This window comes from Candidatus Ponderosibacter sp. Uisw_141_02, assembly GCF_048087665.1.
Classification (GTDB): Bacteria; Pseudomonadota; Alphaproteobacteria; order Puniceispirillales; family Puniceispirillaceae; genus UBA3439.
Genome location: NZ_CP159807.1, coordinates 906,821 through 924,365, shown reverse-complemented (window position 1 = coordinate 924,365; position 17,545 = coordinate 906,821). Strand labels below are relative to the sequence as shown.

Annotated in this window: 20 protein-coding genes; 1 reads left to right on the top strand and 19 read right to left on the bottom strand. The window is 50.6% G+C overall.

Going from position 1 to position 17,545, the window contains the following annotated elements; genetic code table 11:
* Nucleotides 1–105: 105 nt before the first annotated feature.
* The 4 genes from ABXT40_RS04700 to ABXT40_RS04685 all read right to left on the bottom strand — a co-directional run bounded on the left by ABXT40_RS04700 (nt 106) and on the right by ABXT40_RS04685 (nt 3,375).
* Nucleotides 106–1,098, bottom strand: coding sequence for a beta-ketoacyl-ACP synthase III (locus ABXT40_RS04700; RefSeq protein ID WP_443646673.1), 993 nt, complete (start codon nt 1,096–1,098; stop codon nt 106–108).
* Entirely contained in the window at nt 1,091–2,149 is a 1,059-nt protein-coding gene (plsX, locus tag ABXT40_RS04695) for a phosphate acyltransferase PlsX (RefSeq protein ID WP_443646672.1), read from the bottom strand. The genes ABXT40_RS04700 and plsX overlap by 8 nt, the downstream gene beginning before the upstream one ends.
* A gap of 11 nt (nt 2,150–2,160) precedes the next feature.
* A complete protein-coding gene (locus tag ABXT40_RS04690; RefSeq protein WP_443646671.1) occupies nt 2,161–2,670 on the bottom strand; it encodes a DUF177 domain-containing protein in 510 nt (169 codons plus the stop codon).
* Nucleotides 2,671–2,823: 153 nt separating this feature from the next.
* On the bottom strand, nt 2,824–3,375 hold the full coding sequence (locus ABXT40_RS04685; RefSeq protein ID WP_443646670.1) for a ubiquinol-cytochrome C chaperone family protein: 552 nt from the start codon (nt 3,373–3,375) through the stop codon (nt 2,824–2,826).
* Nucleotides 3,376–3,461: 86 nt separating this feature from the next.
* On the opposite strand from ABXT40_RS04685, the gene ABXT40_RS04680 reads away from it, so the two are divergent.
* Nucleotides 3,462–3,944 carry an outer membrane protein assembly factor BamE gene (locus ABXT40_RS04680; RefSeq protein WP_443646669.1) on the top strand — a complete coding sequence of 161 codons (483 nt, stop codon included), beginning with the start codon at nt 3,462–3,464 and terminating at the stop codon, nt 3,942–3,944.
* Between the two features lie 24 nt (nt 3,945–3,968).
* Here ABXT40_RS04680 and ABXT40_RS04675 read toward each other — a convergent pair whose 3' ends face one another.
* From ABXT40_RS04675 to ABXT40_RS04605, 15 genes are all read right to left on the bottom strand, one after another.
* A complete protein-coding gene (locus ABXT40_RS04675) occupies nt 3,969–4,448 on the bottom strand; it encodes a transcription antitermination protein NusB (RefSeq protein WP_443646668.1) in 480 nt (159 codons plus the stop codon).
* Nucleotides 4,449–4,452: 4 nt separating this feature from the next.
* Nucleotides 4,453–4,884, bottom strand: coding sequence for a 6,7-dimethyl-8-ribityllumazine synthase (locus ABXT40_RS04670; RefSeq protein WP_443646667.1), 432 nt, complete (start codon nt 4,882–4,884; stop codon nt 4,453–4,455).
* Nucleotides 4,884–6,020, bottom strand: coding sequence for a 3,4-dihydroxy-2-butanone-4-phosphate synthase (gene ribB / locus ABXT40_RS04665; protein ID WP_443646666.1), 1,137 nt, complete (start codon nt 6,018–6,020; stop codon nt 4,884–4,886). The genes ABXT40_RS04670 and ribB overlap by 1 nt, the downstream gene beginning before the upstream one ends.
* Nucleotides 6,021–6,024: 4 nt before the next feature.
* Nucleotides 6,025–6,618: a riboflavin synthase gene (locus ABXT40_RS04660; RefSeq protein ID WP_443646665.1), complete on the bottom strand. Its 594-nt coding sequence runs from the start codon at nt 6,616–6,618 to the stop codon at nt 6,025–6,027.
* Between the two features lie 3 nt (nt 6,619–6,621).
* Nucleotides 6,622–7,815: a bifunctional diaminohydroxyphosphoribosylaminopyrimidine deaminase/5-amino-6-(5-phosphoribosylamino)uracil reductase RibD gene (gene ribD, locus ABXT40_RS04655; RefSeq protein ID WP_443646664.1), complete on the bottom strand. Its 1,194-nt coding sequence runs from the start codon at nt 7,813–7,815 to the stop codon at nt 6,622–6,624.
* Nucleotides 7,808–8,260, bottom strand: a complete 453-nt coding sequence (nrdR, locus tag ABXT40_RS04650) for a transcriptional regulator NrdR (RefSeq protein WP_443646663.1) — start codon at nt 8,258–8,260, stop codon at nt 7,808–7,810. The genes ribD and nrdR overlap by 8 nt, the downstream gene beginning before the upstream one ends.
* A 64-nt stretch (nt 8,261–8,324) precedes the next feature.
* Nucleotides 8,325–9,599 carry a serine hydroxymethyltransferase gene (gene glyA / locus ABXT40_RS04645; RefSeq protein ID WP_443646961.1) on the bottom strand — a complete coding sequence of 425 codons (1,275 nt, stop codon included), beginning with the start codon at nt 9,597–9,599 and terminating at the stop codon, nt 8,325–8,327.
* A 133-nt stretch (nt 9,600–9,732) separates the two neighbouring features.
* The gene (gene rpiB / locus ABXT40_RS04640; RefSeq protein WP_443646662.1) at nt 9,733–10,197 is read right to left on the bottom strand and encodes a ribose 5-phosphate isomerase B; all 465 of its coding nucleotides are present in this window, start codon (nt 10,195–10,197) and stop codon (nt 9,733–9,735) included.
* Between the two features lie 421 nt (nt 10,198–10,618).
* Nucleotides 10,619–10,855: a DUF1467 family protein gene (locus tag ABXT40_RS04635; protein ID WP_443646661.1), complete on the bottom strand. Its 237-nt coding sequence runs from the start codon at nt 10,853–10,855 to the stop codon at nt 10,619–10,621.
* The gene (mce, locus tag ABXT40_RS04630; protein WP_443646660.1) at nt 10,856–11,278 is read right to left on the bottom strand and encodes a methylmalonyl-CoA epimerase; all 423 of its coding nucleotides are present in this window, start codon (nt 11,276–11,278) and stop codon (nt 10,856–10,858) included. It lies immediately after the preceding gene.
* Nucleotides 11,275–12,951, bottom strand: coding sequence for a ribonuclease J (locus ABXT40_RS04625; RefSeq protein ID WP_443646659.1), 1,677 nt, complete (start codon nt 12,949–12,951; stop codon nt 11,275–11,277). Before ABXT40_RS04625 ends, mce begins: the two co-directional genes overlap by 4 nt.
* A 46-nt stretch (nt 12,952–12,997) precedes the next feature.
* Nucleotides 12,998–13,786 (bottom strand): type III pantothenate kinase, encoded by a 789-nt coding sequence (locus ABXT40_RS04620; RefSeq protein ID WP_443646658.1) that lies wholly within the window; start codon nt 13,784–13,786, stop codon nt 12,998–13,000.
* 3 nt (nt 13,787–13,789) lie between these two features.
* Nucleotides 13,790–14,557 carry a biotin--[acetyl-CoA-carboxylase] ligase gene (locus ABXT40_RS04615; RefSeq protein ID WP_443646657.1) on the bottom strand — a complete coding sequence of 256 codons (768 nt, stop codon included), beginning with the start codon at nt 14,555–14,557 and terminating at the stop codon, nt 13,790–13,792.
* Nucleotides 14,558–14,563: 6 nt separating this feature from the next.
* Nucleotides 14,564–16,018: an NADH-quinone oxidoreductase subunit NuoN gene (gene nuoN / locus ABXT40_RS04610; protein WP_443646656.1), complete on the bottom strand. Its 1,455-nt coding sequence runs from the start codon at nt 16,016–16,018 to the stop codon at nt 14,564–14,566.
* A 19-nt stretch (nt 16,019–16,037) separates the two neighbouring features.
* Complete coding sequence (locus tag ABXT40_RS04605; RefSeq protein ID WP_443646655.1) at nt 16,038–17,543, bottom strand: NADH-quinone oxidoreductase subunit M; 1,506 nt, start codon at nt 17,541–17,543, stop codon at nt 16,038–16,040.
* Nucleotides 17,544–17,545 lie beyond the last annotated feature (2 nt).

The following is a 17,545-nucleotide window of genomic DNA, read 5'->3' as shown; positions in this document are numbered from 1 at the left end:
TTGAACCTGTGGTCAATTCAGAAAATTATTACAAATGATGGATTAGGGCGAAAAGCCCAAAAAAATTGATATTTGCGTCATTCAGCCAAAATCAACGGGCAAAAGTCATAATGGGCGACCGAATTTTACCAAGGCTGCGCCCCAAGCAAGACCGCCACCAATCGCTTCCATCGCCAAAACATCACCATTTTTGATTCGGCCATCATCGACTGCCGCACTAAGCGCCAGCGGAATTGATGCTGCCGATGTATTGGCATGCTGTTCGACCGTGCGCACAACCCGATCAGATGGCAAATCCATTTTTTTCTGCATGGCATCAATAATGCGCACATTGGCCTGATGCGGAACCAGCCAGTCAATATCGCCCGCTTGCATATTGGCAGCGCTCAAGGCTTCATCCATAACCGATGCAAGCTTTTCAACGGCATGGCGAAACACTTCTTTGCCTTCCATGCGCACATGACCAACCGCAGCATTGCTTGATGGGCCACCATCGACATAGAGAATATCACGATAGGCACCATCAGAATGAAGTACCGACGAGCGAATGCCCCAATCACCAGCATCATCACCGGCATCATCGGCAAGCTCAAGCACCACAGCACCAGCGCCATCACCAAACAAAACGCAGGTTGCCCGGTCTTCCCAATCAAGCAATTTTGAAAAGCTTTCCGCCCCAACAACAAGCGCGCGGCGTCCACGCCCCGATCGCAACATGGCATCAGCAACATCAAGTGCATAGACGAAACCGGCGCAAACCGCTTGGATGTCAAAGGCAATCGCGCCTTTGGCGTCAATCATATGCTGTAACTTTGTGGCGGTTGAGGGAAAGGTATTATCAGGGGTTGTAGTGGCAATAATGATAAGGTCAATATCGCCGCCGGCCAGCCCAGCATTGGCAAGCGCCTTTGTGGCAGCATGATAAGCCAGATCGGAAGTGGTTTCACCATCAGCAACAAGATGGCGTTGGGCAATGCCAGTACGCCTCCTGATCCAGGCATCATCCGTATCAACAAAGCTGGAAAGCGCTTCATTCGTGACGACATTGGCTGGCAAGTAAGACCCGACAGCGGTCATCAAAACCCGTTGATTAGTCATTCACAATCTTTCTTTGTTCGCGGATCAACCCCGCCTTTTCAATGGCAGCACTGACATCAGGAATAAATCCATGATCAACAAGATTGGCCGCAACATCAATAGCATTTGAAAACCCAAGTGAGTCGGTTCCGCCATGCGACTTTACCGCAATTCCGTTCAACCCCAGAAAAACCGCACCATTATAACGTCTTGGATCCATCTTGGTTTGGAAATTCTTGAGCGATTTGCGGGCAAATAAATAGCCAATACGCGCAAAAACCGAAGCCCGAAACGAGCGGCGCAGCATCAAGGCAAATAATCCAGCAACGCCTTCCGCGGTTTTCAGCGCAATATTGCCAGAAAATCCATCCGTCACGACAATATCAACGCTGCCCTTGACCAGATCAGACCCTTCAACAAAGCCACGATAATTCACCCCTAAATCGGGGTTTGACAATTCTTGGGCTGCCAAACGCAAATATTCATGGCCCTTTTGCTCTTCTTCACCAACATTCAACAAACCGACGGTTGGATTATCTTTTCCCATCAATGACAGATAAAATGCCTGCCCCATCAGGGCGAATTGCACCAAATTTTCCTCGTCACATTCAAGATTGGCACCAAGATCGAGCATGCACATGGGGTCATGTTCGGTTGGGAAAAAGCCGGCAATGGCTGGGCGGGTGATGCCAGGCATGGTGCGAAGTTGTAATTTCGCCATCGCCATCAACGCGCCAGTATTGCCAGCCGACACAATGGCATCAGCCCGCTTGGCCGCAACTTCGGCAATGGCAAGCCACATCGAGCTTTCACGCCCGCGGCGCACCGCCTGCGAGGCTGTTTCCTTTGACGAAACCGCAAATTCGGTGTGAGTCACGTCGGCGTCTTTGAGATACTTTGATTTGGCCAGCAACGGACGAATCACCGTTTCGTCACCAACGAACAGAATCTCGATATGCGGCGATTTTGCCTTGGCAATATCGGCGCCATCAATGACTGATGCTGGCGCGTTATCGCCACCCATCGCATCAAGCGCAATCTTAATTACTCCAGACAGGGTATATCCTCCCAACCTGCTTTACATTATTTGGGGGGCTGGCGTTTTAACGCAGCAAGCCCAGCAAATGGATAATCCGACGATTCCTCGCCAATTGTGAATGTTTCCGGTGCTTCAGGCGCACGCGGCCACGGGGTAACTGCAACCGCAAGCGATTGCGCCAACATTTCGCCAATCTTGATTGCGCCATTTTCAAGAGGTTCTGCCTCATCAAGATGGACTTCAACCTCGTCAGGGTCGCCGGCGGTGCGAACATAGCGTTCTTCGAGCAGAAAATCTATAGTCTCGCTGACTGGGACGCCAGTTGCACCACAAGCCTGAACAATCTCACCCTGTAACTGACCTGAAACATCCCAGCAACCGCGCGCTGCTTTGCGAACGCGAAGCTCGGCCGATAACGATTTAACCTCAATAAAATCAAACCGCGCCGCTAACAGCTGGCATTCGGCGTCAGTGGCAACAAATTTATAGAAACTGCCCGTATCCGGCCGGACGCGTTCAACATTGATTTCGGAATCCAAATTTATCAGAGGCATTTTTTTATTCACCAAGCTATTTTGCGGCCAAAAGTGACTGTTCCATCCAGCTTTACTGGTTCAAGTTGATTGACCCTAAATAACCAGCGAAACACCATCCGCCAAACATAAGCGCAAAGCAAAACGGTGAGTAGAACGAGAAACAGTGCTGGCCTATTTAATGTCAAGCATGCCCACGAGAACCTGTTCAGCCGGAAGATTATCGATTTCCTTGACCAGCGCAAACAGATAATCGACAAGGCCATTCGCCAAGGGATCAATTGTTTCGTTGCCGCGAAATAAATTACGGTTCAAGGCTGCCGAAAAAGATTTCTTATCATTATTATCAATGGCATCAACATAGGATTCAAGACGGCCCATAAAGGCTTCGGCCATGGCGCGAACGCGTTTTGAAACGCCAATATCGCCTGCGCCCATTTCCCGAAGCGACAAATCCATGTCAGCAAACATCGAATCGAACAATTGCTGGCTTAATGCTTTGCCATCATCATCCAATGTTTTCAGCTTTCGCATCACCAAAGCCACAATCAAGCTAAGCGCATCAAAACGCCCATCAACATCATCGGCAACACCATATCTGTCGAAAAAGGCTGGATTTCGAGCTAAACGAACCGCCTCCGCATATAGCTTTTCCGCATTATTAGCCTGCCGGCGCTGCCCCCAGCCAAGTAAATTGCCCAGCCATGCTTGTGCTTTTTTGTTCATTGTTGCAACATCCCGCATTATTGACCTAATTTATTGGCGTGACCAAAATGGCCGCGTGGCCCTTTCTATATCGCAGGAACCCCATAATGACCAGTGTCTCTTTGACTCGACTATCTATCCTACGCCAAATCAAACAAGGCTTTGGCACGCTTGGCATTGGCATTTTCTGCCTTGGCTTTCTATCCGGATGCGGCGAAAGGATTAGCGAACATGGCCATGTTATCAATCAGGCCGAGATGGACATAATCAAAATTGGCCAAACCAATCGCGCCGATATCATCGGCATGCTTGGCAGGCCAAGCTTTGAGGGCGCTTTTGATAGTCACAAAATCTATTATGCCAGTCAAATTATGGAACAGCCGGTTGGCGGCATTAACAAAACCAAATCGCGGGTGATTTACGCCTTTACATTTGATGAAAGCAACAGCTTGCAAGAAATTGATTTAGTTGATGAAAAAAGTGGTCTTAATGTCGCGCATATCGATTCTAAAACACCAACATCTGGTGATACATTCGGCGTCATCGAGCAGCTTTTCTCAAATTTGAAACGCCAGCAAGCAACCGAATAAACGGCCAAGCCTAACCGCCAAAACCTATTTCCCCATCTCAACAATGCGGGCGTTGTGCGCCATGCGATCAAGAACGGCATTCACAAACCCGACATCGCATCCGCATGCATCACTCAAAGCGGCATATTCGCTGACCGCTGCACGGGCGGGGATATGCGGCATTGAGCGCAATTCATAAGCTCCACATCGCAATAAAGATAATTCGATCCGAGCTAGACGATCAAGCGACCATCCCTCGGCAAGCTGGGCGGCAATTGCCGCATCAATTTCAACAACACCATGTTCAACACCAGCATAAAGCGCATTGAGATGCCCTTCATCCAGATCTTTGACCTTGAATAATTTTGCCGCATCACCAGCATAATGCGCTAAAAATTGCGGTGCAAAATTAATTGCAGACTGACCGGTAATCAATGTTTGATAGATAATCTGAACGGCTGCAAGCCGCGCCGCAGACCGACGACGAACCGGAACCGCTTTTAATGTTTGTTTGTCATCACTCATCAGATTAACCACAAAATTCCCGTTTTAACGCTGCCATGGCCAGCGCCGCACGAGCGGCACCACCGCCCTTATCCTTGCGCGCTGCATCAGCACGCGCCCAAGCCTGATCTTCATTTTCAACGGTCAAAATGCCATTGCCAATCGCCAATCCATCAGCCAGCGACAGATCCATCAATCCGCGTGCTGATTCATTGCAAACCGTATCATAATGGCTGGTTTCGCCGCGAATAACGCAGCCAAGCGCAACATAGCCATCAAAATGCCGGTCGCCAATCGACGCCATAGCGATCGCCGCAGGTATTTCGAGCGCACCAGGTACCGAAACACGCTCATAGCTTGCCCCTGCTGCCTCGAGCGCGGCAACGGCGCCTGCGGCCTGTACATCGGCGATCTCGCCATAGAAACGCGCCTCAACGATCAAAAAATGCCCGGCCATTATATTTGCTCCTGATGAATGCGCTGCCAATCGGTGATTTCAAGGTCATATCCTTCAAGGCTCACCACATTTGGACGTGTGTCGGATAACAAGATCATTTTGCTAATACCAAGATCGGTTAGAATTTGCGCACCAACGCCATAATCGCGCAAATCGCGATTGCCGCCTGTATCACTTGTCATATTCAATTTCTGGCTCACCATTGATGAAAGGCTAGAAGCGATGGATTCACGCAATACAACGATAACGCCGCATCCGGCTTTGGCAATTGCCGCCATTGCTGTTGCCAATTCGTCACCTGCCCGCTTTTCCGACACTGCGCCAAGAAGATCGGCCATCAGATCAAGCGCATGCATACGCACCAAAATAGGATCACCAGCGCTGATATCACCCTTTACCAAGGCAATATGTTCGATGTTCGATACCGTATTGGCATAGATCACCATACGCCAGTCACCACCAATGCGTGTTGTGATTGCGCTTTCAACGGTGCGTTGAACAAGCGATTCATTGCGCCGCCGCCATGCGATCAGATCGGCAATTGATGCAATTTTCAGATCATGTTCTTTGGAAAAACCAATCAAATCGGGAAGACGTGCCATTTCGCCATCATCTTTCATGATTTCACAAATCACGCCAGACGGATGATCTGACCCGCAGGCACGCGCAATATCGACAACAGCTTCGGTGTGGCCAGCGCGAACCAAAGTTCCACCATCGCGGGCAATCAATGGAAAGATATGACCCGGGGTGGTGATATCGCGTTCGCCACAATTTGGATCAATCGCAGTTTTGATAGTCAGGGCACGATCTGCGGCCGAAATGCCAGTTGTTACGCCCTCACGCGCCTCAATTGAGATGGTAAAAGCGGTTTCATGCCGCGACTCATTGCGGCGTTCCATCATTGTCAGGCCAAGCTGTTCGGTGCGAATACGCGTCAAAGCAAGACAGATTAATCCGCGGCCATATTTAGCCATGAAATTGATCGCATCTGCCGTCGCATATTCACCAATGACACATAGATCGCCTTCATTTTCGCGGTCCTCGTCATCAACAAGGATGAAAAGCTTGCCTGCCTTGGCATCGGCAATCACCTCTTCGATTGTTGACAAACCATTGCGGCTTGGTGGGGTCATTGCATTAATCCTTATCAAACGCTGCAAGGCGGGCAACATAGCGCGCCAGCATATCAATTTCCATATTCATCTTTTGCCCGACGACAGCCTGTCCCCAGCCGGTTACTTCCCAGCTATGCTGGATGATATTCAGGCTGAACGCATTGCCCTTGACCGCATTGACCGTCAAGGACACGCCATCAAGCGCAACTGACCCCTTTGGGGCAACAAATTTGGCCAAGGCCTGCGGTGCCTCTAGCCAGACAACATGGCTGTCGCCAGCCGGCGTGATTGACGTAATCACGGCCAAACCGTCAACATGACCCGATACGATATGCCCGCCAAGCTCGTCGCCAAGGCAAAGGGCGCGTTCAAGATTTATGCGATTTCCCTGCTGCCAATTGCCAAGCGTTGTCACGGCCATGGTTTCGGCTGAAGCGGCGACTTCAAACCAATGATCCTGTCGGTCAATCACGGTTAAGCAAATCCCCGAACAGGCGATTGACGCACCAAGATCAATGGCGGCGCAATCCCAATCGCAGGAAATGCGCAATCGCCGATCGCCTGTATCGGTGATCGCCTCGAGGCGGCCAATGGCTGTAATAATACCGGTAAACATGGTTTATGCCTGTGTTATGCCAGTGTTGGCGTTGGGTTTTTGCAAGATGATCAGGCGGTCACCGCCGATTGCCTGATAATGCGTCTGGATATATCGGTTTTCGGCAAAGATTGCCACCGCATTGATTGTTTGAGACGCAAATTGCCCAACTGCTGGCAAGGCGTCCCCCCCTAAAATATGATCTGATTGTGTCCAGTAAAGGCAATCAGCGGCATCGGCCGCCAAAAAGCTGGTCACAAGACCGGTACCGGCCTCGACAAGCGCATGATTGACTCCCCTCATGCCCATATAGCGCAATGCCGCACCAATATCAGGCCGCCCTTCAGCATCACCGGGCAAAGGCACAATCACACATCCGGCATCACTAAGCGCTTGGCGGCGTGGTTCAGATGCTGCCTCACTGCAAAACAACGTCAACGGATGGGGGCTTTGCAAAATTGCTGCGGCGGTGGGAATCCGCAAAAGCCGATCAAAAATGAAAATAGGCGGGCTGTCATTTTCCAGCCCTTCATTGCGACAATTCAACTGCGGATCATCGGCAAGAACAGTGCCGATACCGGTGATAATGGCATCGGCCTGACTGCGCAACAAATGCACATAGCGGCGCATTTCTGGGCCGGTTAACCAGCGCTTTTTGCGGTCAGAAAGCGCAATTCTACCATCAATTGACGCTGCAATTTTAAGTGAGCAGTAAGGTTTATCATTATGAATTTTATGAATAAAATATTTTAACGATTCAGATGCCAGCGCAGCCTCAACACCAAGGCAAACAATGATGCCTTCATTGGCAATTTGCGCCAAACCATTGCCATTTACCCGCGGATCAGGATCTTGAAGCGCAACAACAAGACGCGCAATGCCAGCGGCGATGAGCGCATCGGCGCATGGCGGGGTTTTCCCGTGATGGGCGCAAGGTTCAAGCGTGACATAGGCAGTGCCGCCTTGAAGTGAAATACGTCCAGCATCATCAAGATTTGCCAGCGCCGCAGACTCGGCATGGGGAACGCCGCCTGCCCCTGTATGGCCAGATGCCAGCAATTGCCCATTAGCACCAATCAGAACACAACCAACCGGCGGGTTAACCCCGCTACGGCCAATGCCGCGCTTTGCCGCCATGACGGCAGCCCGCATCCATCTTGTATCTTCGGGGAAAAGTGGATTTGACTGGAAATCCTGCGTCTTAGCCGCTTTACTCACCAAGCTCTTTTTCGACAAAGGCTTCAAAATCCTTGGCCTCTCGGAAGTTACGATATACCGACGCGTAGCGGACATAGGCGACTTGATCCAGCTTGTACAATGCTGCCATCACCAATTCACCAACACGCGCACTTGGCACGTCACCATCGGCATGGCTTTCTAGCTGGCGGACGATATCATTGATCGCCATGCCAACAGCCTCGGCGTCAACATCGCGTTTGCGAAGGGCAATATCGAATGACCGTTCCAGCTTTTCACGGTCAAAAACGGATTTACGACCATCACGTTTAACCAACGCAATCTCGCGGATTTGCACCCGTTCAAAGGTGGTAAATCTGGCGTCACATTTCCCACATAAGCGCCGGCGTCGGATCGCCCCGCCATCTTCGGCAGGGCGTGAATCCTTTACCTGTGTATCTTCGTTCCCGCAAAACGGACAAATCATCGTATCACACTACCCTAATTCGGAAATGGCAAACAACATTTGGTGTCTGCGGTGAGTGTATACCCTATTGATAGATTGGGAAAGCCCGACATAATGCGCGCACTTCTTCGCGCACACGCGCCTCAACCGCCTTGTTATCCTCGGCATTTTGCGCCAAACCATCAAGAACATCACCAATCAGATGGCCAATTTTGACAAATTCGTCATTACCAAAACCGCGTGTTGTTCCAGCAGGTGTGCCAAGACGAACACCCGATGTCACTGTCGGCGGCTGCGGATCAAACGGAATACCGTTTTTGTTACAGGTGATCCCCGCATGTTCAAGCGATAGCTCGGTCACGTTACCGGTCAAACCCTTTGGCCGAAGATCAACAAGAACAACATGGGTATCTGTGCCGCCTGAAACGATAGACACACCGCGCGAAATCAATGTTTCGGCAAGAATGCGCGCATTGCTGACAACCATATTTGTATAGGCCTTGAATTCAGGGCGAAGCGCCTCGCCAAAGGCAACCGCTTTACCAGCGATGGCATGCATCAATGGGCCGCCTTGCAAGCCGGGAAAAACGGCTGAATTGAATTTTTTGGCAAGCGCCTCATCATTGGTTAGGATCAAGCCGCCGCGTGACGCCCGCAAGGTTTTATGCGTGGTCGAGGTGACAACATGCGCATGCTCAATCGGGCTTGGATGCGCACCAGCAGCAACCAGACCCGAAATATGCGCCATATCAACCATGAAATAGGCACCAACCGAGTTTGCAATCTTACGGAATGCGGCAAAATCCAATGTCCGTGGATAGGCGGATCCACCAGCAAGGATCATTTTCGGCTTATGCTCGAGGGCGAGCCGCTGTAATTCGTCAAAATCCACCTGTGCGGTGGCTTCATCCACGCCATATTGGATTGCGTTGAACCATTTACCAGACAGGTTTGGTGCGGCACCATGCGTTAGATGGCCGCCGGCTGCCAATGACATGCCAAGAATGGTATCGCCTGGCTTTAACAGGCTTAGGAAAACAGCCTGGTTTGCCTGCGCGCCCGAATGCGGCTGCACGTTGACGAAATTACAATTGAACAATCTTTTCGCGCGCTCGATCGCCAATGTTTCGATCACATCAACATATTCGCAACCGCCGTAATAGCGACGACCTGAATAGCCTTCGGCATATTTATTGGTTAGGACCGACCCTTGGGCTTCCATTACCGCGGTGCTGACAATGTTTTCTGAGGCAATCATTTCGATCTGATCTTGCTGACGCACCAATTCATCACCAATCGCAGCAGCCACTTCAGGATCACTTTGTGCCAGTGTATTGCTGAAAAAACCGTCCATTTTCATTGCAGCTTGCGCATTACCGAATTCATCCATCTTTCGTCTCCTCAAAAACATGCCTTACCGCAGTCAAAACCATGACTTAAGCGGCATCAGTCTAATTTATAAACGCGGAAAACCTGCAATCAATATTGCAAGCCTATTCGAATTCCAAACGACCATTACCAATCGCGGTTAATTTATCTACCCGCCGCTGATGACGACCACCTTCAAAGGCAGTGTCTAAAAACGCCTCAACACATGTAAGCGCTAATGCCCGATCAATCAACCGTTCGCCCAAAGCTAAAACATTCGCATCATTGTGCTGGCGCGACAGGCTGGCCGCTTCGGCCGTGCTAACAAGCGCCGCCCGTACCCAAGAAAACCGGTTTACCGCAATCGAAATGCCAATACCGCTTCCACAAATTACAATACCGCGCGCGGCTGTGTCATCCCTTAGCGCCATCGCCAGTTTGACACCATAATCAGGATAATCAACCGACTCGCCTTTATACGGCCCAAGATCAACAATTTGATACCCAGCAGCAGCAAGATGCGCACAAACAGCAGCTTTCAGCTCGCATCCAGCATGGTCTGATGCCAGATAAATTGTTTCTTTTTGCATTATTTTGTTGTCCCTTGTGCCAACAGGCCAGCCGATATAGTCAGCGTCTTAACCATAATCGTCTGATAACATGGTTTTTTGGCCAAACACAAAGATAAACGAACCTCTGGCAAAGGCTGCGTCACTTAGCGCAGTTGGTTACCGATTTTATTGCTGGCAAGCGAATTAGGCAATTTTTTGTCTGATTTGTTAGATTTTCGTAAATTTTATGTCGACAAGCCGATGAAAGTTTCCTAACGTTTTTTGACAGGTTGCCAAAACCGAGTTTAGGGAGAGCGAACACTGGCACTAAGATCAGTGATTGAAAAAGGCAAGGCGTAAGCCTTGCTTTTCTTTTGGAAAAAAATTGGCGCTTTATGTCAATCAGTCGGCAAGCACTCTAGCCCTACCATGCCCCCGCCGCCTGAATAGCGGCAAAGACCTAAAGCTGATCAAGCGACAGCAGACCCGAATCAATCACCCAAAACACGATGGCAAATAGGACCGACGCAATCATCGTGGCAATCATCGCTTTGCGCCAAAGCATTGGTTTTTCCGGCGCTGATGTGGCATGGCCAACCTCAACCGAGTCAGGCGTCTTCACGCCAAATGGCAAGGTCATAAAGAACACCCACCACCATAGCAGAATAAAAACCACGATTCCTGAAACAATATCCATCTAATGCGCCCCACCTTCGGTAACCTGTTCTAATTCAATAAGCGTGCCGTTGAAATCTTTTGGATGCAAAAACAGCACCGGATTGCCATGTGCGCCCATTTTCACACTGCCGTCACCTAGCACCCGCGCGCCCTTTGCTTCTAGCTTGGCGCGTGCTTGGTCAATATTGGCAACCTCATAACAGATATGATGCATGCCACCATCAGGGTTACGCTTTAAGAATCCGGCAATGGGCGAGGCTTCGCCAAAAGGCTCCATCAATTCAACCTGACCATTGGCCGAACGCACAAACACAATTCGCACGCCATGTTCAGGCAATGTTTGCGCTTGGCTAACTTCGGCACCAAGCATGTCGCGCCAATGTGCAGCGGCCGCGTCAAGATCGGGAACGACAATCGCAATATGATTTATATTTCCAATCATGCTCGTAAATCCTCTTCGCCGACCCGCATGATATGAACCTGCGCGATTGGTCGCAAGCCGAACATTGACCGCGCAACCCGCCGCACGGCCTGAGAGACAACATCTTCAACCGATGCATCATTGCACCGTGCTGTTTTACCCAGAATTTCAATTGCATCTTCAACCGCAATCGAGGCTGCCGCAACATAGTCGCTTGCAGCATCGCCATCACCAAGGCCGCTTTGCGCGACGCTTGGCACGGTGCAAAGCGCCCCTGCCTTGTTCAAGATCACCGAAACGGTAACAACGCCATTCCATAGCATCCGTCGCCTTGCCCGCATCATATCGGCCTGCAATTCGATAATATTGCCCTTTTCGGCAGTCAAAGCCCCGGTATGAACATGATCAATGATTCCAGCCCTATCACCATTCAGCCGGATCACCACACCATTATCAGGAAGGATTGTTTGCGAGACCTGACAGGAATCGGCCAATGCCGCATGCGCCAGCAAATGCCGCGCGGTGCCATGAACCGGAATGGCAATTTTCGGCCGGATCAGACCATACATTTCGATCATTTCACCGCGTGACGGATGCCCCGACACATGAACCGGCGCGTCCTGATCGGTCACAAGATGAATTTTTCGCCGGATCAACATATCTTGAACCCGCGCAATGGCATTTTCATTGCCCGGAATTTGCCGTGATGAATAGATAACGGTATCACCTGCCTCAAGGCTGATCGTTTCATGCGCCGCAGCGGCAATACGCGCCATGGCTGCCCGCGGCTCGCCTTGGGTACCGGTACAAACAATCACAATCGAATCGCGTGGTAATAAATCAACATCGCCTTCGGGTACCAGATCTGGCAAATCGGCAAGATAACCAATCTCACGCGCGGCCGAAATCGCCCGATTAAGCGCCCGCCCGACAATTGCCACTGACCGGCCATTGGCTTTGGCCGCCTTGCAGATCGAGTCGATCCGCGCGACATTGCTGGCAAAACAGGTGATGGCCACCCGTCCGGTTGCTTTGGCAATGGCGGCTGTTAACCCGGCCTTGGCATCACTTTCAGATCCGGTACGCCCCTCGACCATGGCATTGGTCGAGTCCCCGACAAGTGCTAAAACCCCCTCATCACCAATGGCGGCAAGACGCGGTGCGTCAGTGTCGGTACCAAGAACCGGCGTTTTGTCGAATTTCCAGTCGCCTGTATGAAAGACGGTGCCAGCGTCAGTGCGGATGGCAAGCGCTGCCGGATCGGGAATCGAATGGTTTAATGCCACCATTTCAATTTCAAACGCACCAAGCTTAAACGGAGCATTCATACCAATTTCATGAAGTTTTATGTCAAAATCACCGCGTGACTCGGCAAGCTTGCGCCGTAACAGTGCGAGGGTAAAGGCGCTGCCATAGATTGGACAACCAAGTTGGCTCCATAGATAGGGAATTGCGCCCAGATGATCCTCATGGCCATGGGTCAGAACCAGACCGGCCAATTTATCGCGCCGATCCGCAATGAATTTCAAATCGGGAAGAATGACATCAACACCTGGGGTGCTTTCATCGGGAAAGGAAATGCCAAGATCAACCATGATCCAGCTGTCTTGATAATGGTAAAGATTGACATTCATGCCAATCTCGCCAGATCCACCTAAGGGCGCAAACAGCAGATCATCTTTTGCATAATTCATAAACAAGGCCTTACTTTTATGTAACAGATTTGGTTTCAGTTCAGTTTTATTTGGGTTCAGTCTTATTTTGGGCGTGGATGCGCACCAAACCTTTCAGGGTAAGATCGGAATCAACGATTGAGATTGCTTTGACATGTTCGGCGAATAATGGTGCGAGACCGCCAGTGGCAATGGCAAGAAGATCTTTACCATGATCACGGCGCAATCGCTCGATTAATCCTTCAACCATGCTGACATATCCCCAAAAAATGCCTGAATGCATGGCACTAACCGTATCTTTTCCCAACACCGGCATATCAGATGCCCAAGGTTCAACCGCAAGGCGCGGCAACCGCGCCGCCGCCATATAGAGCGCCTCAACCGACAAATTGACTCCGGGCGCGATAATGCCGCCTTGATAGGCACCGCCCTTGCCGATCAGGTCAAATGTTGTTGCCGTGCCGAAATCGAGAATAATCGCTGGCAAATCATGAAAGTCACGCGCCGCCACGGCATTGACAAGACGATCAGCACCAGCCTGATCGGGCCGATCAATTTGAATATCAATGCCAAGGTCAATGCCACTGCCACCAACGACCTGCGGCACGATACCAAAGCCACGCGATGCCAGATTGATCAATTTTGGCTGTACCTCGGGCACAACGCTGGCAATGATCATGTCGGTTACATCATCAACTGCCAGTGAGTTGAGACTCATCAGCTGGGTTAACCAGACAAGATATTCATCCGCGCTGCGCTTGGGATCGGTACTAATCCGCCAGTTTGCCCGCTGGATATCGCCATCATAAAGGGCAAATACAATATTCGTATTGCCGCAATCTACTGCCAAAAGCATTGGTTAACTGCCCAAAAGTTTTACATCACCTGTAGTGATATGGCGTGTCTGACCTAAATCATCAAGCAAAAGCATCGTGCCGTCCATGCCAAGATCGTGAAAAATCCCTGAAAGCGCTTTTGTTCCGCACTGAACGGCAACGCGCTTGCCCAAAAACAGCGCATTTTCCAACCACGCATCGCGAATTGGGCCAAAACCTGATTGGCAGAACCGATCATACCAGAATGCCAACCGGTCAAGATAGGCGGTAGCAAGATCATAAGGTTGCGGCAAAGCACCAGCACCATCAGGCCATACATCGGCAAGCGCAATAGGTGCGATATTCTGCGATTCCATCTGACCGACTGGCGCGATGTTAATCCCGCTTCCGACAATCAACGCCTTGCCGTCAACCTCAAGCAGGATACCCGAAATCTTGCCGCCCGAGACAATCACATCATTTGGCCATTTCAAACCGGTTTGCGGCATTTCAAGCGGCGATAAATGCGCGGCAAGCTGGCCACACACCGCCTCTAAAACAGCCAGAGAAGCGGCAAATGACAAAGCAAACCACTGATCAATTGGCACGCTGGGGCGAAGCAGAGCCGATAAATACATACCGCCTTTTTGCGAGTCCCAATGACGGCCATGCCGCCCACGCCCTGCAGTCTGTTCAATGGCCAGAAACGCATGCCCCGACTGCGCGCCATCGGCCGCCGCCCGTTTGGCAAGATCAGATGTTGATGTTGCGCTTTGTTCTGTTGTAATCAACCAATTGATAGGTTCTGTCATAAGAGCCTAAAGCTGGGTCATCAGGGCTGTTGCCGCCACATTTGCTGCTTCAAGCAAAGGGCTAAGCCCGAGGAAAAACAGCAAAATAACGCCAATCGACACACCAAGTACCATTTTATTGGCAGTCGGCATATCGGTATCAAGCGGCTCGTCGGTTTCTTCGAAATACATGATCTTGATGATCCGCAAATAATAGAAGGCACCAACCACGCTCATCACAACACCAACAATGGCAAGCGGAACAAGCCCGGCATTTACCGCCGCCAAAAACACATACCATTTCCCAAAGAAACCAGCCAAAGGCGGAATACCAGCCATTGAAAACATCATGATCATCAGGCCAAGCGCCAACATCGGATGGGTTCGTGACAGACCCTGCAAATCAGCAATCCGCGTTGCCGATTGCCCATCACGCCGCATCAGCAGAATAATCGCAAAACTGCCAGCGCCCATAAAGATATAACCGGTCATGTAAATCATCACGCCTAGCGCACCTTGATGGCTGCCAGCAGCCAATCCGGCAAGCGCATATCCCATATGGGCAATCGATGAATAGGCCATCATGCGTTTGATATCGCGCTGCATAATCGCGCCAAGCGCACCAACAACCATTGAGGCAATCGACAAGGCAACCAAAACCTGTGACCATTCGACCTCAATCGCGCCAAAGGCACCATAGGTCAGCCGCATCATCAGCGCCATTGCAGCCACTTTTGGTGCAATCGCAAACAATGCTGTTACGGGACTTGGCGAGCCTTCGTAAACATCAGGTGTCCACATATGGAATGGCGCAGCAGAAATCTTAAATGCGATGCCCGACACCATAAAGACCATGCCAATGATAAAGGCCACTGGCAATTGATCGGCCGATACTGCCGCGGCAATGCCGGAAAAGCTGGTGGTGCCAGCAAAGCCATAGACCAGCGACGCGCCATAAAGAAGCATGCCTGATGACAAGGCGCCAAGCAGAAAATATTTCAATCCAGCCTCGGATGAGCGCAATGAATTGGTGCGCATCGCCGCCACCACATAAAGCGGCAGCGACTGTAACTCAACCGCCATGTAAAGCGACATCAGGTCATTCGCTGAAATCATCAGCATCATGCCAACAAGTGCCAGCACAACAAGAAGCGCAAATTCAGGCTTGTTGATATCATCCTTGGCAAGCGGCGTGATCGACATATACAGCGCGCCAAAAGTGCCAAGAAGAACCAGAATTTTCATATAGCTGGCAAAGCTGTCAGCCTTGAACATGCCACCAAAGGCAGTTTCATCAGCCGCCGTTCCCGACCAAATCAATATCAATGCCAGTACAATACCGCCAAGGGCGATGCGTGTGACACGTTTTGCATTTTCGGCACCCTCGCCGCCATATGCCACGATAAGAACCAGAACAAGCGCCAAGGTCGCCAGAATCATTTCAGGCAAGGCAGGCAGGATATCAGCTAGATCAAAAATCATTTTATGTCCTCAGAAACCCTTAATTTGCTGCCAGTAAAGACAAACCACTTGCCGACAGACCATCCAGCACAAACTGGATCGACACGGCCATCACATCGAGAAGTGCCATCGGATAAACCCCGAACAACAACACCAGAAAGGTCAATGGCAGAAAAATCGAAAATTCGCGCATCTGCATTGGCTCCATCGCCTTGACCTGGTCATTGACAATGGCACCAAACATAACGCGCCGATAAAGCCACAACATATAGGTGGCGCCAAGAACAAGACCGGTTGCGGTAAAGAAGGCAACCCAACTGCTGGCATGCCATGCGCCAACCAGCACCAGCATTTCGCCAACAAACCCACTGGTTCCGGGCAGGCCAACCGATGCCAGCATCATAAACATGAAAAACACGGCATAGCGCGGCATCACTGCTGCCACACCGCCATAGGCGCTGATTTCACGCGTATGAAGCCGGTCATAGACAACGCCAACGCAAAAGAACAAGGCGGCTGAAACCAAACCATGGCTGATCATCTGGAACATAGCACCGGCAATGCCTTGTTCGGTCATGGTGAAAATGCCAATGGTCACAAATCCCATATGCGCAACCGATGAATAGGCAATCATCTTTTTCATATCCGACTGCGCCAACGCCACCAGCGATGTGTAAATCACCGCAATGATTGATAGCGTAAAGATCAAAGGTGCGAAAAATTCCGACGCCAGCGGGAACATCGGCAATGAAAAGCGCAAAAACCCATAGCCACCCATTTTCAACAAAACACCCGCCAGAATCATTGATCCTGCTGTTGGTGCCTCGACATGCGCATCGGGAAGCCATGTATGCACCGGCCACATTGGCACCTTTACCGCGAATGATGCCAGGAAGCCAAGGAACAGCCATGTCTGCATTGACTCGGCAAATTCATGCGCGGTCAAGGCCGGAATGTCGGTGGTGCCAGCATCGATATACATCACCAGCATACAAACCAGCATCAGCACCGAACCAAGAAGCGTATATAGGAAGAATTTGAACGCGGCATAAACGCGGCGTGGCCCGCCCCAGATACCAATGATCAGAAACATCGGGATCAGAACCGCCTCGAAAAACAGATAGAACATCAACATGTCGAGCGAAACAAACATGCCGACCATCATGGTTTCCAGCACCAAAAACGCGATCATATATTCACGAACACGATGCGTAATGGCACGCCAGCTTGCCAAAATCGACAAGGGTGTCAAAAGCGTGCTTAACAAAACAAACGGCATTGAAATACCGTCAACACCCATATGATAGCCAATGCCAGTCCCCGCAAGCCAAACGGCTTTTTCTTCGAATTGATAGCCGGTTACGCTGCTATCAAACCCGATCAGCAATGGCAATGAGACCAAAAAGGTGAAACCCGAAACCCACATCGCAACAAAACGCGAATTCTGCGCCAACGCCTTTTCATCGCCCTTGATCATTAACAAGAACAACACACCAGCCAACGGCAGGAAGGTGACAATAGATAAGATAGGCCAATTATCAATCATCA

Excerpts from the sequence above, each read along its gene's own strand:
- glyA (WP_443646961.1), bottom strand. The coding sequence starts at position 9,599 with ATGAAAATGGACGGTTTTTTCAGCAATACACTGGCACAAAGTGATCCT.
- ABXT40_RS04635 (WP_443646661.1), bottom strand. The coding sequence starts at position 10,855 with ATGGATATTGTTTCAGGAATCGTGGTTTTTATTCTGCTATGGTGGTGG.
- ABXT40_RS04625 (WP_443646659.1), bottom strand. The coding sequence starts at position 12,951 with ATGAATTATGCAAAAGATGATCTGCTGTTTGCGCCCTTAGGTGGATCT.
- ABXT40_RS04670 (WP_443646667.1), bottom strand. The coding sequence starts at position 4,884 with ATGGCCGGGCATTTTTTGATCGTTGAGGCGCGTTTCTATGGCGAGATC.
- rpiB (WP_443646662.1), bottom strand. The coding sequence starts at position 10,197 with ATGCAAAAAGAAACAATTTATCTGGCATCAGACCATGCTGGATGCGAG.
- ABXT40_RS04660 (WP_443646665.1), bottom strand. The coding sequence starts at position 6,618 with ATGTTTACCGGTATTATTACAGCCATTGGCCGCCTCGAGGCGATCACC.
- ABXT40_RS04690 (WP_443646671.1), bottom strand. The coding sequence starts at position 2,670 with ATGCCTCTGATAAATTTGGATTCCGAAATCAATGTTGAACGCGTCCGG.
- ABXT40_RS04675 (WP_443646668.1), bottom strand. The coding sequence starts at position 4,448 with ATGAGTGATGACAAACAAACATTAAAAGCGGTTCCGGTTCGTCGTCGG.
- ABXT40_RS04680 (WP_443646669.1), top strand. The coding sequence starts at position 3,462 with ATGACCAGTGTCTCTTTGACTCGACTATCTATCCTACGCCAAATCAAA.
- ABXT40_RS04620 (WP_443646658.1), bottom strand. The coding sequence starts at position 13,786 with ATGCTTTTGGCAGTAGATTGCGGCAATACGAATATTGTATTTGCCCTT.
- nrdR (WP_443646663.1), bottom strand. The coding sequence starts at position 8,260 with ATGATTTGTCCGTTTTGCGGGAACGAAGATACACAGGTAAAGGATTCA.
- ABXT40_RS04700 (WP_443646673.1), bottom strand. The coding sequence starts at position 1,098 with ATGACTAATCAACGGGTTTTGATGACCGCTGTCGGGTCTTACTTGCCA.
- mce (WP_443646660.1), bottom strand. The coding sequence starts at position 11,278 with ATGATTGGAAATATAAATCATATTGCGATTGTCGTTCCCGATCTTGAC.
- nuoN (WP_443646656.1), bottom strand. The coding sequence starts at position 16,018 with ATGATTTTTGATCTAGCTGATATCCTGCCTGCCTTGCCTGAAATGATT.
- ABXT40_RS04685 (WP_443646670.1), bottom strand. The coding sequence starts at position 3,375 with ATGAACAAAAAAGCACAAGCATGGCTGGGCAATTTACTTGGCTGGGGG.
- ABXT40_RS04605 (WP_443646655.1), bottom strand. The coding sequence starts at position 17,543 with ATGATTGATAATTGGCCTATCTTATCTATTGTCACCTTCCTGCCGTTG.
- ABXT40_RS04615 (WP_443646657.1), bottom strand. The coding sequence starts at position 14,557 with ATGACAGAACCTATCAATTGGTTGATTACAACAGAACAAAGCGCAACA.
- ribB (WP_443646666.1), bottom strand. The coding sequence starts at position 6,020 with ATGACCCCACCAAGCCGCAATGGTTTGTCAACAATCGAAGAGGTGATT.